Source organism: Verrucomicrobiia bacterium (assembly GCA_035577545.1).
In the GTDB taxonomy this organism is placed as follows: Bacteria; Verrucomicrobiota; Verrucomicrobiia; order Palsa-1439; family Palsa-1439; genus Palsa-1439.
This window is the reverse complement of record DATLVI010000028.1, coordinates 37845-52008: the sequence shown is the minus strand read 5'-3', so window position 1 is coordinate 52008 and position 14164 is coordinate 37845. Positions and strand designations below refer to the sequence as shown.

Genomic DNA, 14164 nt, shown 5'->3' with positions numbered 1-14164 from the left:
TCATGAACCCTGCCAGGCGAGTTTGGGACTACCTGCCGCGCGGACTTCGCGGGCCACTGTTGTTTCTGTTGATGACCGGTGTTGTTGCGCTGGCGGGGAATCTCACGGGTACGTTTGACCTCTACAGGCCGCTCGCGCTGTGGCCAGGAGAGTTCTGGCACGGACGTGTATGGCAAGTGGCAACGTACGCGCCGTTGCCCTTCGGACCAGCGGACTTGATTTTCAACGGATTCCTCTTTGCTGTGCTTGGTACGCGGCTGGTGATCGGGTTGGGGCGGCGGCAGTTTTGGGTGTTTTGCCTTGTGGCGATGGCCGGCACGGCGGTCACGAAGCTGGTGCTCAGCCCGTTTAGCCACGGAGGATTGGTCGGTATTGGCGGCGTGGTTTTCGCGATGTTCGCGGCATGGTATCGATTGTTTGGCAACGAGGAAGTGATGATGATGGCCACGTGGCGGATGCGGATGCGCACAGCAATCCTGATCATCGCGGGGCTGATTATTATGTTCGGCTTGTTCAGTCCGTGCGGGTTTTGGAATGCGCTGGCCATTCTCGGCGGCGGCGCATCGGGCTGGCTGTATCTCGCCGCGCAGTCGTACTGGCGGTCGCGTCGTGGCCCGCAGTTATTGCCGTCGGAGCGGATCAGCCGATTGGAGTTATGATTGGCCTCGAAGAATCGGTGGTGGCGACACGCGCGCCGGATCGTGCGGTCCTTGCACGCGAACGGGCACAGCTGGCTCTTGCGGCGCTCGCGGATTGCCAGTTGTGCGCGCACCATTGCGGTGTCAATCGGCTCGCGGGTGAACGGGGAATGTGCCATGCCGGAACTGCGGCCCGCGTTTTTTCCGCGCAGGTTGAAGTGGGGGACGAGATGGAATTGCTCCCGACGTTCGCCATCGCCCTCAGCGGCTGCGACCTGCGGTGTTCCTTTTGCATTACCGGAGCGGAGAGTTGGAACCCCCGGGCCGGTGAAGCATTGTGTCCGGTCACTCTGGCTGCCCGGGCAAAGACTGCCATGGAGAACGGAGCGCAGACAGCCATGATTCTCGGGGGGGAGCCAACCATCCATCTACCGGCCGCGCTGGAGATTGTTGCTGCGTTGCCACCGTCGCTGCGCCTCATCTGGAAGACCAACGCTCATGGCACCGCCCTGGCCCGAGGTTGGCTGGACGGGCTGTTCGATGTCTGGCTGGCGGATTACAAATTCGGAAACGACAACTGCGCGGAGCGTTTGGCGAGTGTGCCGCGCTACCAGGACGTGGTCCGCGAGAACCTTGTTTGGGCCAGCCACAATAGTGAACTCATCGTCCGTCATCTGCTGATGCCGGGCCACGTCGATTGCTGTTGGGAACCCATTGCCCGATGGCTTGCGGCAAACCTGCCATCCGTAAAGGTGAGTCTGCGATCCGGATTCTGGCCGGCGTGGCGGGCCACGAATCATCCGGAATTGTCCCGACCTTTTTCGCTGACGGAATTGCGGTCTGCCTGGACCATTGCGGGCAATTATGGCTTGCGTCTGATCGAATGAAACCCAAGACTGGACAACTTGAGATGGCAACGACTGGGAACGCGTCGATCACGGATTTGCGAATCCAGGCGGATGGAACGATTTTCGCCCACAACCTGACTCCCGCCATGGCCGAGTTATTGAGCGCCCTCAACCCCTCCGACGGACCCATGAAGCAACGGGCTTGTGCCATCAAACCTCGATCAACCGATGAACTTCCAGCAAGAACTTGAGACCCTGATCCGGGCCCGCTACCCGATCCTGTACGTGGTGACTTCCGAAGAGACCCGGGTGCAAAACCTGATCGTGCCGATAGGCACGAAGCGCCAGAAGAAGGTTTTTGAATGGTCTTACAGCACAGGGCTGCTTCCCGCCGGCACTTCTTTCCAGTCCCAGAAACATCGCAACGCCGCCACGAAAGACCCGTTGACCGCGTTGGACCAGGTGGTCGACCAAATTGAACCGGCCATTTTCGTCTTCAAGGATTTCCACCCGTTCCTGACCAGGAACAATTTTGCCGTGATCCGCAAGCTCAAGGACATCGCCCTGCATTTGAAAAACAGTTTCAAGACGGTCATCCTGATTTCACCCACTTTGGAAATCCCCACCGAATTGGACAAGGAAATCACGGTGCTGAACTTTCCACTGCCCTCGCGCGAAGATCTGGGAGGCCTGCTGGACGGGATCATCAAAGACGTCAAAGACATGCAGGATGTGAAAATCGAACTGGATAACGGGGGGCGTGAGCGGTTGCTGCAAGGTGCCCTCGGGCTTACCTGGAGCGAAGCCGAAAACGTCTTTGCCAAGATCATCGTCAAGGAAGGCCGATTGAGCGGGGACGATGTGGCCGAGGTGTTTTCCGAGAAGCAACAGATCATCCGCAAGAGCGGGCTGCTGGAGTACTACGCCAGCAGCCAAACGATCTCCGACGTGGGCGGCATGGCGGTGCTCAAGGATTGGTTACTAAAGCGTGCGGTGGCGTTTACCGAGGAAGCCCGCGACTTCGGCCTGCCCGCGCCGAAGGGCGTGTTGCTCCTCGGCGTGCAAGGCTGCGGCAAGAGCCTGTGCGCCAAGGCCGTCTCCAGCCTTTGGCAACTCCCGCTGCTGCGGTTCGACATGGGCCGCATGTTCAACAGCCTCGTTGGTTCTTCCGAGGAAAACGTGCGCAAGGCCATTGCCGTGGCCGAGTCGGTCGCCCCCGCCATCCTCTGGGTGGACGAAATCGACAAGGCTTTTGCCGGCATCCAGGGATCTGGCAGCTCGGATGGCGGCACCACGGCGCGCGTCTTCGGGACGTTCCTGACATGGCTTTCAGAGAAGACGACGGCTGTGTTCGTCGTCGCCACCGCGAACGATATTTCCCAACTTCCACCCGAGCTCCTGCGCAAAGGAAGGCTGGACGAGATTTTCTTCGTCGATCTGCCGGCAGAAGAAGAGCGCATCGACATTTTCCGCATCCATCTGGCCCGGCGTGGGCGCCGCCCCGAGGACTTCGACCTCAAAGCGTTGGGAGCCGCCAGTGAACACTTCAGTGGCGCCGAAATTGAAGAGGCCATCATCAGCGCGTTGTACGACGCGTTCTACGCCCAACGGGACCTGACAATGGACGATGTCCTCCAGACGATGCGCCAAACGGTGCCGCTCTCCAAAACCATGGACGAACATTTGAACCGTCTGCGCAGTTGGGCTGAAGGCCGGGCCCGGCATGCCAGTGTCCCTCGCGCGCTCACACCGGCCAAGGACCATCGGCGGATGGAGGTTTAGTGCCCATGAATCTGGAATCAATTGCGGAATTCTTCAAGAGATGCGGCCAGTTTGGCGGGAACATCTTCGTCCTGGTGTTCGTCGCTTTTCTGGTCATCGGCACGGCGGTCTATGTGCTTTCAATCGTGTTCGGGCACCACTAACACCCTCTCAATCTGGTCGCTCTGTTCGAAGTTTTCCGCGTGAGCATGAAGGCCCTGCCTTGTCTAATTCCATGAACGAGGGAGTTATCATACATATGAGTTCCGTGAGCATTTTGACGCCGGTGGTCGTGGCTGCGTGGCCCGTGTTCAGTGCGGTGGTCGCGGCGGCAGCTACTTCGATGGGATACACCGTGGTGGCGGACGTTCTGGATAAGGTGGGGCCGATAACCGCGGCGACCAAAGTCGCCCGGCGCGTGGAATTGCAGATCGCCAACACCGAACTGGTAACCGATCAACTGGGGCGCGACCAGCACATCGCCGTCACCCGCGGCGGGGTGACCGTGACCTTTTCACGCGACGCGCGGGGCCATGCCCAGGTCTGCGTCAATGGCGTTGATGAAACCGAGGAAGCACTTCGCGCGGTCGGAGAAGAATTGAGCCAGCGCGTCGTCCAACAATATGTTTACCAGCGCTTGATCGATGAGTGTCGGGCGCGCCAGTTCCTTATTGTTGAGGAAGAAGTGGAAGCTGACAAAAGCATTCGCCTGAAGGTCCGCCACTGGGAAGGTTGAAATGCCGCAACGCGAATTTGAAATTACCATCGCTCCCGACGGAAATGTGCAGTTGCATATCAAGGGATACAAGGGCAAGAGCTGCCTGAAGGTCGTCCGTCTTTTCGAACAAATTGTTGGCAAGGTTGAATCCCAACGCGAAACGAGCGAGTTTTATGAACCCGAAGAGGATGTCCGTTTCCGAATCGATCAACGGCAATAAACGGGTGGGGCCCGGACGAGAACAGTGAGAGATGCCGCAATTCATAGGGCTCAAGCCGAATCGCCGTACTATCCACCTCGGGAGCGCTGGTATAGCCGATTTTGGTATCCGTGGTATCTCATCAAACGGAGGCTCCACCTGGCGGCCGTAACCGACGGGTTTGAACTGCCGTTTCACAAGCTGCTTTTGGGGATGACGGTGCCGGGGCTCTCGTGGTTGTGGTACGGACGTCCCATCTTTGGCTTGCTGACGATGGCGAGCTATTGTCTCATGGTCATCACGTTTCTTATCTGGATCGGCCACCCGGCGGGAACCGTCTCGCTTGCCATCCTGATGTCGATCCATACGAGCAGCATTCTGTTCATGAACCGTCGGCTGACGCCTGACGTGGAGCTATGGAAGCGAATCATCTGGTCGCTCGTGGTGTTCGCGCTTGTCAGCCTGTTGGTGTATCGACCGTTGCGTTGGCAGATGGAGCGCCGCTGGTTCATGGCGTTACGCGTTGGCGAACGTGTACTGGTCGTCAAGACGAGCGCATCTCCCAGCCTAGTCAAACGGGGCGACTGGGTAGTCTATCGAATTACCCCCAGCCATAGCTACCGAACAGAGGTTGACGGAGGGTATGCACGGGTTGAAGGGGGCTATGGGCTTGGTGAGGTGTTGGCGGTTGCCGGCGACACCATCTCCTTCCAGGCAAAAGAGTTTTCCATCAATGGCGTGTCGCGACCACGGCGCGCCTACATGCCGGCCAGCGGAAATCTCGTAGTGGCCGATGGAAGCTGGTTTATTTGGCCGGATGTGACTATAAGTGGATACGGGAATGTGGGAGCAGATGTAACGGAAAATGCCATGACTGCCCTGGCAATGGTGCCCAGGTCGAACTTCATGGGAACGGTGTTCCACCGCTGGTGGTGGAGAAAGCAGACCCCGGCATGAGCCGATTCAATAATCTGGAGCTCGGCGGCGAATCCGAAGAACAATCGGCCTCACAACCCTTCGTCAAAGACGAGGCTTACTATCAGCAGGAAGCCCAAACAGCTTTTGAAACCGGTGATTTTGAACAGGCCCTGCGTTCCTCCGCCAAAGTGCTGGAATACAATCCGCAGAATGCCACTGCTTGGACCGGCCAGGTAAAAATGCTGGTTGAATTGGGCGAATTTCGCGAAGCCAAGCTCTGGGCGGACAAGGCGCTGGAAAAGTTTCCCCATGAACCCGAATTGCTCGCGGCCAAGGGAGTGGCGCTCGCGCGGATCGGCGATATCAAGGAGGCCCTGGCATTTTCGGATGCCGCCGTCGAGGAACGCGGTGACACACCCTATGTCTGGCTGGCACGGGGAGACGTATTGCTGGCTGCGAAACGCCGCCAAGCCTCGTTTTGCATGGAACAGGCGGTCGCACGCGCCCACAATTGGCTCATCCGCTGGCAGGCCTCTCGGATTTATTATTACTACAGCAAGTTTTCCCTCGCGTTACAAATGGCGCAACAGGCTCTGTCTCTGGACGCTACCCGTAGCGTCATCTGGATGCAACTGGGATACTGTCAAACTGCCCTCGGCCTTACCGCTTTGGCCAACGAGTCCTTTGAGCAGGTCCGACAACTAAATCCCCACAACCGCGAGGTTGCGGCGGCGTTGTTGGAATCGACACGAATGGGCCTGACCGGGCGATTTTCCCGCTTCTGGAGACGGGTGCTACGCCGATGAGAAAGATGAAACTTGATTCACTGTTGGCGGCGGCGAAACAACACCACGCCTCGGACCTGCATCTTATTTTTGGCGTGCCTCCCGCCTACCGCATCAACGGTGAAATCATCCTCGCCGATGAGGATGCCATGTCCACCGAGGAGATCACGGAGATCACCCATGGCTTGCTAAACGATCTACAGCGGCGAAAATTCGAGCAGGAATGGGAGCTTTGCATTTCTCTGTATCACAGCGCGGCCGGTCGTGTGCGCGTGACCATCTACCGGCGCAACGGTCATCCTGAACTGTGTTTCCGTCTTTGCGGAGAATCGATCCCGAGCCGTGAAATCCTGGGCCTGCCACCAAAGGTCGATGAACTGGCGCGCAGGCCCAATGGGCTGGTATTGATCACCGGGCCGACCGGCTCCGGAAAGACCACCACGCTCAATTACATGATCAACCTGATCAACAGCGAGCGCCGCTGCAAGATCGTGACCATTGAGGACCCGATCGAGTTCGTCCACGAAAACCGTTCGGCGATCATCGTCCAGACCGAAGTGTTGACGGATACCCATTCATTTCATCGAGCCCTGATCCATGTGTTGCGGCAGGACCCGGATGTCATCGTCATCGGCGAGATGCGCGATCCCGAGACGATTGCGACTGCGCTAACCGCAGCGGAGACCGGTCATCTCGTACTGGCCACGTTACACTCGCCGAACACCACCCAGGCACTGGAGCGTATCACGGGCATCTACGAAGGCAGCACTCAGCGGCAGGTGGTCCTCCAATTGTCCAACGTTCTGCAGGGAATCCTCGCGCAGGATTTGTTGCCATCTGCCGATCGCTCCCATCGCGTGCTCGCCTATGAGATGATGATTGCCACCCCGGCAATCCGCAACGGGATCCGTGAAAACAAGATCACCCAGCTCGAAAACACAATGCAGGTGTCAGCCAAAGACGGCATGGTGTTGATGGATAACCATCTTGCCGAGCTATACGAACGCTGCCTGATTACCTACGACACCGCCGTTAGCCGCGCCCGCCGGCCGGATAACATCGTGAAGGACAATCAGGCCGCGAACGGTCAGCCAGCGCGCCGATAAGTTCACGCCCTCATTTGCGAGGATAAGAACACCTCGCAACTTGCTGAGAAACTCAGCGAAGAAAATTGGAGGCGGGTGTTAGAATCGGCCTTTTCCCGCCGCGATTGCAGTGACATAATGCCTGATTTTAGCGACTAATCAAGGATAACCACTTTTACCCAAGTATACCTTTCTTAACTCGTTTGGTGTCAGTTTTGGTGTCCGCCTCGCACCTAGTTCTGTAGGACGCGTTCCTACAAAAAAATCCTCCTTCGCCTGATTGGACTGCCGCACCTTAGGTCTATAATTCTAATTAAGGACAATCGTAGTGGGCGAACCGGTCAAACATCAAAGGAGCAGACCATGAATAAAATAGCGATTGTTGCACTAGTTGCTAGCATATTGTCATTGTCCGGATGCGAGACAGCGCCTTCCGAACGGACAACCCGCCAACAACGCGAACCAATTGGGGATACTGAGCACAGTCTCACAGTGGTGGTAAAGAGTGTTCCACCGGGAGCGAAAGTCTATGGAGCCTGGAGCGGATCACCCGGCACGTTGCTCGGCACGACACCGCTCGAAATCAAGTATACTCGCCATGTAACTTTGGGAGAGGCGCTACGCGGCGCGGAGACAGGCGGCAGGTTCACCGGAACTGCTCCTGTATACGAAACCTTGGAGACTGACTTCCATGCGAACGGTTCGGAGAATTACACTACACGTGCTTTCTTCAAGTGCTACCTGCTTATGGATGGCTACCTGCTGCATCGGTTACACGAGCAAGTTGACGACAGCCACTCAGTGGCCTTCCAAGGTTTCTACGGTGGCCATCGTGAGATCACAGTGCAGCTTTCTCCGCAGCCGGGAGTCGTGGCACCTGTTGGCCAACAGGGCCAATAGGCGCATACGAACTAAGAGAAACCCGGTCATTCTTTCAGGCTCCGTTCTGATGTCCACTTCGTCAGGCATCACCGCACGGCGACCGAAGGGACATCCTTGGTGATCGTGCTCAAACTGGCGCGCTGGCCGGTTTCCGTATCGACACAGTAGAAGGCCCCGCCGCGATTGCCGCGACGAATTAAACGGTAGCGTGTTTTCACATTTCCTTTCACGCAACCGCAACTATAGGTGAGGCCGACTCCGCTCTGTCAGCGAGCAGTGGACGAGTTAACGCCCGTTACGCTGAATTCTCACGGAGTAGGAAAACTGGTGTCCGTCGTGGACCACACGGCTCCAAACTCTTTGCTCCACTCACAGTTAGAGATGGAGGCGGGTGTGAGAATCGAACTCACGATAGGAGTTTTGCAGACTCCCGCCTTACCACTTGGCTAACCCGCCCGCAGACCGCACGCCGAAAATAGCATGAGCCGCCGCGCGGCGCTACAGGAAAAAAACTGCTGACGCGGGCGACAGGCGTCCCTATACTCCGAACCCATATGCCCGAAAGCTTCAAGCGCCTCTCGATTTTAATTCCGGTTTTCAATGAAGTCCGCACCGTGGAGGAGATCGTCCGTCGCGTGCGCGCGGCGGATTGTTGCGGCTTGGAAAAGGAGATCATTCTTGTCGACGACGCCTCCACCGACGGCACGGGTGATCTTCTAAAAAAAATCCAGCGCGACAACGGGGTCAGCGTATCCTCGCATCCCTACAACCGCGGCAAGGGCGCGGCGTTGCGCACGGCCCTCGAACATGCGACTGGCGACATTGTCCTGATTCAAGACGCCGACCTCGAATATGATCCATCCGATTATCCCGCCCTGTTGCGGCCGATCCTGGATGGGCGTGCAGACGTCGTCTATGGTTCACGCTTTGCCGGGGGGACCCATCGTGTGTTGCTGTTCTGGCATTTCATGGCCAACCGTTTCCTCACGCTGCTCTCGAACATGCTCTGCAACCTCAATCTCACGGACATGGAAACCTGCTACAAGGTCTTCCGTCGACAATGCATCGAGGGCGTGAAGCTGACCTCCAACCGTTTTGGCGTCGAGCCCGAGTTGACCGCCAAGCTGGCGCGTCGCCGGTTCCGCTTTTACGAAACCGGTATCAACTATTCCGGTCGCGACTACAGTGAAGGCAAGAAGATCAACTGGAAGGACGGCCTCGCTGCGCTCTGGTTCATTTTCCGCTATCGCTTTTTTGATTGAGTGCCCGGCGCACCGGCTCACAATTGTGTTGAGAAGGCACGCAGACGTTTCACCACCCGCTCGACCGCTTTCAGGATATAATCCACATCTTCCCGGGTGTTGCTCTTGCCGAAGGAGAAACGCACGGCGGCCCGCGCCAGCTCATGTGGCAAGCCCATCGCTTGCAGCACGTGCGACGGCTGCAGTGAACCGACCGCACACGCCGAGCCGCTGGACACGGCTACTCCCTCGAGGTCGAGACCGAGTAACAACCCTTCTTCCTCACAACCCTCAAAACTGAAGTTGATGGTGTTCTCGATGCGTTGCTTCGCGTGACCATTGCGGTGCGCACCGCGGATCCGCTGCGCGATGCCATCGCTGAGCTTTTCGGTGAGGTCGAACAGGCGGTCCTGTTCCTCCCTCATTTGCGCGGTGGCCAGCTCAGCAGCCAGGCCCAGACCGACGATCGCAGCAACGTTCTCTGTCCCCGCGCGCCGCTCATTCTCGTGGCTGCCACCGAACAGCAGCGGATCCAACTTCGTGCCGCGCCGGACGTACAGCGCGCCGACGCCTTTTGGGCCGTAAAACTTATGCGCCGCAATAGAGAGTGAATCCACGCCCCAATCGTTCACGTTCACCGGCTGCTTGCCAAACGACTGAACGGCGTCGGTGTGAAACGTCACGCCGCGCTCGCGGCAGATCGCCGCCAATTCCTTCACAGGCTGGATCGTGCCTGTCTCGTTGTTAGCCGACATGATCGACACCAATACGGTATCTTCACGGATTGCCTGGCGAAGACCACCGGGATCGATAAGGCACTCGCGGTCGACAGGCAAATACGTGACCTCGCATTCGCCCGTCTTCTCGAGGTATTGGCAGGCGTGAAGTACGGCATGATGTTCAATGGTGCTGGTGATGATGTGCCGGCCCTGCTTGCGGTGGGCGCGGACAGCACCGAAAACGGCCATATTATCGGCTTCGGTGCCACCCCCGGTGAAAACGATCTCGCCTTCCTGCGCCCCGAGGATCCTGGCCATGCGCACGCGGACATCGTCGATGGCCGCCCGCGCGTCGCGTCCGAAAATATGCACACTGCTGGCGTTGCCGAAATGATCGCGCAGGTACGGAAGCATGACCTCCAGCACCCGCGGATCCAAGGGCGTGGTTGCGTTGTAGTCTGCGTAGACGCTTCGCATCAAATACCCGCACCGTCCGAGTGGCCGATCATCTTGTCGCGGTCCGCCCCGGCGATTTTCATCCGCGTCTGTCCGGCCTCGGAATACACGACCGTGTTGGGCGGTACAGATTCCAGCAGCCAGACGTTGCCGCCGATGATTGAGCCTTTACCGATCGTCACATCACCCAGAATCGTCGCGCCCGCATAGATCGTCACGCCGTCCTCGATGTTCGGGTGGCGCTTGATCCCTTTAACAACGCGACCTTTCGCGTCCTTTGGAAAATGCTTCGCGCCGAGCGTCACGCCCTGGTAAATCTTCACATGCTTGCCGATAACGGCAGTCTCGCCGATAACCACCCCGGTGCCATGGTCGATAAAGAAATGCGGGCCGATTTCGGCGCCAGGATGGATGTCGATGCCGGTCTTGTTATGCGCCCATTCCGTCATGATACGCGGGATGAGCGCGATGTGCTGGCGATAAAGCAGGTGCGCGAGACGTTGCACCGCAATGGCTTCGATACCCGGATACGCCAGGATGATTTCCTCGTTGCTGATTGCCGCAGGATCACCCTCGTAGGCGGCTGTCACGTCCGTCTGCAAAATCGCGCGTACGTCTGGCAAGTCGTTCAGAAATTCATGCGTCACGCGCGCCGCCGTGCCCGCCAAGTCATTCGGATCGCAATCGTCGCACGGCCGGTACTCCAGGCTTCGATGAATCTCGTTCTCGAGCCGCCGCGCGACCGACGCCACCAATTCGTTGGTGTACTCGATCAACTGGTTGGAATGAAGGGGGTCCTTGTCGTAGAATCCGGGGAACATCAACCGCAGTAAATCCCGGGCAATTTCAACCACCGCTTCACGCGACGGCAGATTCGCACCGTCCAGATGATTGATCCCGCCATATTTGTGGAACGAATCCACCAACTCATCGAGAATCTTTGTCAGCTTCTTCGTCATGACAGAGTGTAATATGCCCGATATCCGGCGGCTTGTCGATGCCATCGCGACGGGGAAGAGCATACCCTCTGCCCTCAGTTCGAATTATTTTTATGAATTACTTTACATACGAGCTCGTCATTGCTACACTTTCGTTTGTAGTGCAGAGGGATCGGCGGTTTAATCGTGAGCAACCAGACGGTACTCGTCGTTGAGGACGATGCCAACATGCAGGACTTCCTGAAGGAAGTCCTCGCATCCGAGGGGCTCATTGTCCACACGGCTTCCGACGGCAAAGAAGCGCTCAGCAAAACCCTCACCCTGGCCCCTGATTTGGTGCTTCTGGATCTCCGCATGCCCAATCTCGATGGTGTGACGTATTGCAAAGCCGTCCGTGTCGACAAGCGTACGAAGAATATTCCCATCATTGTTGTCACCTCGCTGAGCATGCAGGCGAAGCTGGAGGAAAGCATCGCCGCCGGGGCCGACGACTTCGTCGCCAAGCCTTTTGATGTCAACGACCTGCTCCTGCGCGTACGTTCCATGCTTAAGGTGCAACACATCACCGACAACCAGGAACGGATGCAGCGTTACATTCTAAGTCTGCGGCAGGCGCGAGGCGAAACCTCGCCCAAAACCTAGGCACACAAAGAGCGGAAGCGCCGGTCGTGACGCGTTAGGTTTACGGCATCAGGTCAAAGGAAGTTTTCAGGCGGATATCCCGCGACGAGGCCCCCACCAGGATTTCAAACGCTCCCGGCTCTGCCACCCAGTCTTTCTTTGTCGGATCGTAAAAGGCCATGGCGTTCTTATCGAGAGTGAAAGAGACCGTTTGGGTCTGCCCGGGCTTCAACACAACCTTACGGAACGCCTTTAGTTCTTTCACGGGACGGTCAACAGTTGATTGAACATCGTGCACGTACAACTGCACGACCTCCGCGCCGTCTCGCGGGCCGCTATTGCGCACGTTCAGGCTCACTTGCACTGGTTGGTTGGGCGCGACTTTTTCCGGAGTCACCTTTAGATTGCTGTATTCAAACGTGGTATAGGACAGCCCATAACCGAATGGGAATTGGGGTTCAATGTTTTGCTTGTCGAAATGACGATAGCCGACATAGAGGCCCTCGTCGTACCCGACCGCGCCATTCTCGCCCGGATAGCGCCCGTACGCCGGTGAATCCTTCCACTCTTTGAAGAATGTCACGGGGAGCCTGCCGGATGGGCTGACGTCGCCAAACAAGACATCAGCGATCGCGTTGCCGGCCTCCTCACCACCGAACCAACCGTTGACGACTGCCGTCACTTGATCGATCCAGGGCCCCATCAGTATTGGCGCGCCCACCGCAAGCACCACAACGGTGTTTTTATTCGTCTTCGCGATAGCTTCAATCAATTCATTCTGGCCTGTCGGCAGTTCCAGCGATTTGCGGTCAAAACCTTCTGATTCAATCCGCGATGAATCTCCCACAAATACAAAGGCCACGTCTGACGTCGCCGCGAGGGAAACCGCCTCTTGAATCAGGTCGTCGCTGGCTTCCGGGGTTATCTTCTCCGCCCCATCCCCCTCCAGGACGCACCCTTGGGCATAGCCGACTCTGAATCGAGTACCCGCCCGCAAACGAATACCGTCGAGCGGGCTTGCCGCGTAGACCGGCCTCACCATTGCGCTACCACCACCGCCGACGCGCGCGGTACCGGCATTCGGGCCGATCATGGCTATCGAATGGACTTTTCGCGGCGTCAATGGAAGCACCCCATCCGCATTCTTGAGCAAGACAATGCTTTGCGTGGCCGCCGCGCGCGCAATGGCTCTTTGCTCGGTAGTGTCAATCGGTCCCCCCTCCGAATCCTCGCGCTCGAAGAGGCCGATGGTGAACATCGCTCGCAGCATTCGGCGAATCTTATCGTCAATCACGGCCTGTTGTACCTTGCCACTCGAGATGAGTGGGAGCAGTAACTCCCTGTTCAGGAACTCACCCTTCGGCATTTCGATGTCCAAACCCGCATTGGCTGTTTCAAGAGTGGAGTGTACCGCGCTCCAGTCTGAGACCACGAAGCCCTTGAAACCCCATTCCTTTTTCAGAATCTCGGTGAGTAAGTACGGATTCTCGGAGCACCACGTGCCGTTCAGTTTGTTGTACGCCGACATCACGGACCAGACACCAGCTTCACATACGGCTGCGCGAAAAGCCGGCAGGTAAATCTCGCGCAAGACGCGCTCGTCCATTTTCACGCTGATGGTGCCCCGCTCGAACTCCTGGTTGTTCGCGGCGAAGTGTTTCACGGTGGCGATGACACCCTGGCTCTGTATGCCCTTGATGTACGCCACCGCCATCCGCGAGGCGAGATACGGGTCTTCGCTGTAACTCTCGAAGTTCCGGCCGCCCTGGGGTGCGCGCTGGATATTCACACACGGGGCAAGCATCATATCTTTGTTGAGGATCCTGGCTTCCTCGCCAATGGTTCGCCCCACCCGTTCAATTAAATCGGGATTCCATGTCGCCGCCAGGGCCACACCTGACGGAAAAGCAGTCGTGGGAATTGACGGATCACGGAACATTCCGGAAAGCCAACTGAGACTGCCGCCTCCGGCGCTTGGGGAGTTGGTGCCGCCACTTGCGCGAGCCGCGCGACGCTGATGGGGCAACGGAATCCTCACTCCCTGCGGCCCGTCAGCCATTCTGATGGCGGGGATCCCTAGGCGCGCGTTGGGCTTTGACTCAAACCCCGTCCCGCTGAGCATGTCAACCTTCTCTTCGAGCGTCATTCGCCCGAGCAGATCCTCGACGCGCTGCTCGACAGGAAGTTTTGGATCCTTGTAAAGGACCGGCCCGGAAACATCCTCGGCTCGGGAGGCGGAAAGCAAACCTGCGAACAACGTCGCCGCAACAATGGAGTAGCACAACCGACAAGATTTCATCATAGATATCCTCCCGCGTGAAGCGTCCACACTGTAAAGAGGCAGAGCGTAGCGAC

Annotated in this window: 17 protein-coding genes and 1 tRNA gene; 13 read left to right on the top strand and 5 right to left on the bottom strand. The window is 57.7% G+C overall.

Annotated features, from left to right (window positions below; genetic code table 11):
• Positions 1–2 precede the first annotated feature (2 nt).
• From VNL17_09765 to VNL17_09715, 11 genes are all read left to right on the top strand, one after another.
• On the top strand, positions 3–659 hold the full coding sequence (locus VNL17_09765; GenBank protein ID HXI84360.1) for a rhomboid family intramembrane serine protease: 657 nt from the start codon (positions 3–5) through the stop codon (positions 657–659).
• Positions 656–1525, top strand: a complete 870-nt coding sequence (locus tag VNL17_09760; protein HXI84359.1) for a radical SAM protein — start codon at positions 656–658, stop codon at positions 1523–1525. Before VNL17_09765 ends, VNL17_09760 begins: the two co-directional genes overlap by 4 nt.
• A complete protein-coding gene (locus VNL17_09755; GenBank protein HXI84358.1) occupies positions 1522–1737 on the top strand; it encodes a hypothetical protein in 216 nt (71 codons plus the stop codon). Before VNL17_09760 ends, VNL17_09755 begins: the two co-directional genes overlap by 4 nt.
• Positions 1715–3268: an AAA family ATPase gene (locus tag VNL17_09750; GenBank protein ID HXI84357.1), complete on the top strand. Its 1554-nt coding sequence runs from the start codon at positions 1715–1717 to the stop codon at positions 3266–3268. Before VNL17_09755 ends, VNL17_09750 begins: the two co-directional genes overlap by 23 nt.
• A 5-nt stretch (positions 3269–3273) precedes the next feature.
• Positions 3274–3411 (top strand): hypothetical protein, encoded by a 138-nt coding sequence (locus VNL17_09745; protein ID HXI84356.1) that lies wholly within the window; start codon positions 3274–3276, stop codon positions 3409–3411.
• A gap of 95 nt (positions 3412–3506) precedes the next feature.
• Positions 3507–3983 carry a DUF1257 domain-containing protein gene (locus tag VNL17_09740; GenBank protein ID HXI84355.1) on the top strand — a complete coding sequence of 159 codons (477 nt, stop codon included), beginning with the start codon at positions 3507–3509 and terminating at the stop codon, positions 3981–3983.
• 1 nt (position 3984) lies between these two features.
• Entirely contained in the window at positions 3985–4185 is a 201-nt protein-coding gene (locus VNL17_09735; protein ID HXI84354.1) for a DUF2997 domain-containing protein, read from the top strand.
• Between the two features lie 24 nt (positions 4186–4209).
• Positions 4210–5121 carry a S26 family signal peptidase gene (locus tag VNL17_09730; protein ID HXI84353.1) on the top strand — a complete coding sequence of 304 codons (912 nt, stop codon included), beginning with the start codon at positions 4210–4212 and terminating at the stop codon, positions 5119–5121.
• The gene (locus VNL17_09725) at positions 5118–5888 is read left to right on the top strand and encodes a tetratricopeptide repeat protein (protein ID HXI84352.1); all 771 of its coding nucleotides are present in this window, start codon (positions 5118–5120) and stop codon (positions 5886–5888) included. Before VNL17_09730 ends, VNL17_09725 begins: the two co-directional genes overlap by 4 nt.
• Positions 5889–5893: 5 nt before the next feature.
• A complete protein-coding gene (locus VNL17_09720; protein HXI84351.1) occupies positions 5894–6973 on the top strand; it encodes a PilT/PilU family type 4a pilus ATPase in 1080 nt (359 codons plus the stop codon).
• A 471-nt stretch (positions 6974–7444) separates the two neighbouring features.
• The gene (locus VNL17_09715; GenBank protein ID HXI84350.1) at positions 7445–7852 is read left to right on the top strand and encodes a hypothetical protein; all 408 of its coding nucleotides are present in this window, start codon (positions 7445–7447) and stop codon (positions 7850–7852) included.
• Positions 7853–7920: 68 nt separating this feature from the next.
• On the opposite strand, the gene VNL17_09710 is transcribed toward VNL17_09715, so the two are convergent.
• Together VNL17_09710 and VNL17_09705 are read right to left on the bottom strand one after the other, a co-directional pair.
• Positions 7921–8052, bottom strand: coding sequence for a hypothetical protein (locus VNL17_09710; GenBank protein HXI84349.1), 132 nt, complete (start codon positions 8050–8052; stop codon positions 7921–7923).
• 164 nt (positions 8053–8216) lie between these two features.
• Positions 8217–8290, bottom strand: a tRNA-Cys gene (locus VNL17_09705).
• A 98-nt stretch (positions 8291–8388) separates the two neighbouring features.
• Between VNL17_09705 and VNL17_09700 the strand changes: the two genes are divergently transcribed.
• Positions 8389–9096: a glycosyltransferase family 2 protein gene (locus VNL17_09700; protein HXI84348.1), complete on the top strand. Its 708-nt coding sequence runs from the start codon at positions 8389–8391 to the stop codon at positions 9094–9096.
• A 17-nt stretch (positions 9097–9113) separates the two neighbouring features.
• Here the strand turns inward: VNL17_09700 and VNL17_09695 are convergent, their stop codons facing one another.
• Both VNL17_09695 and epsC read right to left on the bottom strand, forming a co-directional pair.
• Positions 9114–10271 carry a cysteine desulfurase family protein gene (locus tag VNL17_09695; GenBank protein HXI84347.1) on the bottom strand — a complete coding sequence of 386 codons (1158 nt, stop codon included), beginning with the start codon at positions 10269–10271 and terminating at the stop codon, positions 9114–9116.
• Positions 10271–11209, bottom strand: a complete 939-nt coding sequence (gene epsC, locus VNL17_09690; protein ID HXI84346.1) for a serine O-acetyltransferase EpsC — start codon at positions 11207–11209, stop codon at positions 10271–10273. Before epsC ends, VNL17_09695 begins: the two co-directional genes overlap by 1 nt.
• Before the next feature lie 165 nt (positions 11210–11374).
• On the opposite strand from epsC, the gene VNL17_09685 reads away from it, so the two are divergent.
• Entirely contained in the window at positions 11375–11830 is a 456-nt protein-coding gene (locus tag VNL17_09685) for a response regulator (protein HXI84345.1), read from the top strand.
• Positions 11831–11870: 40 nt separating this feature from the next.
• Here VNL17_09685 and VNL17_09680 read toward each other — a convergent pair whose 3' ends face one another.
• Positions 11871–14111: a glycoside hydrolase family 3 C-terminal domain-containing protein gene (locus VNL17_09680; protein ID HXI84344.1), complete on the bottom strand. Its 2241-nt coding sequence runs from the start codon at positions 14109–14111 to the stop codon at positions 11871–11873.
• Between the last annotated feature and the right edge of the window lie 53 nt (positions 14112–14164).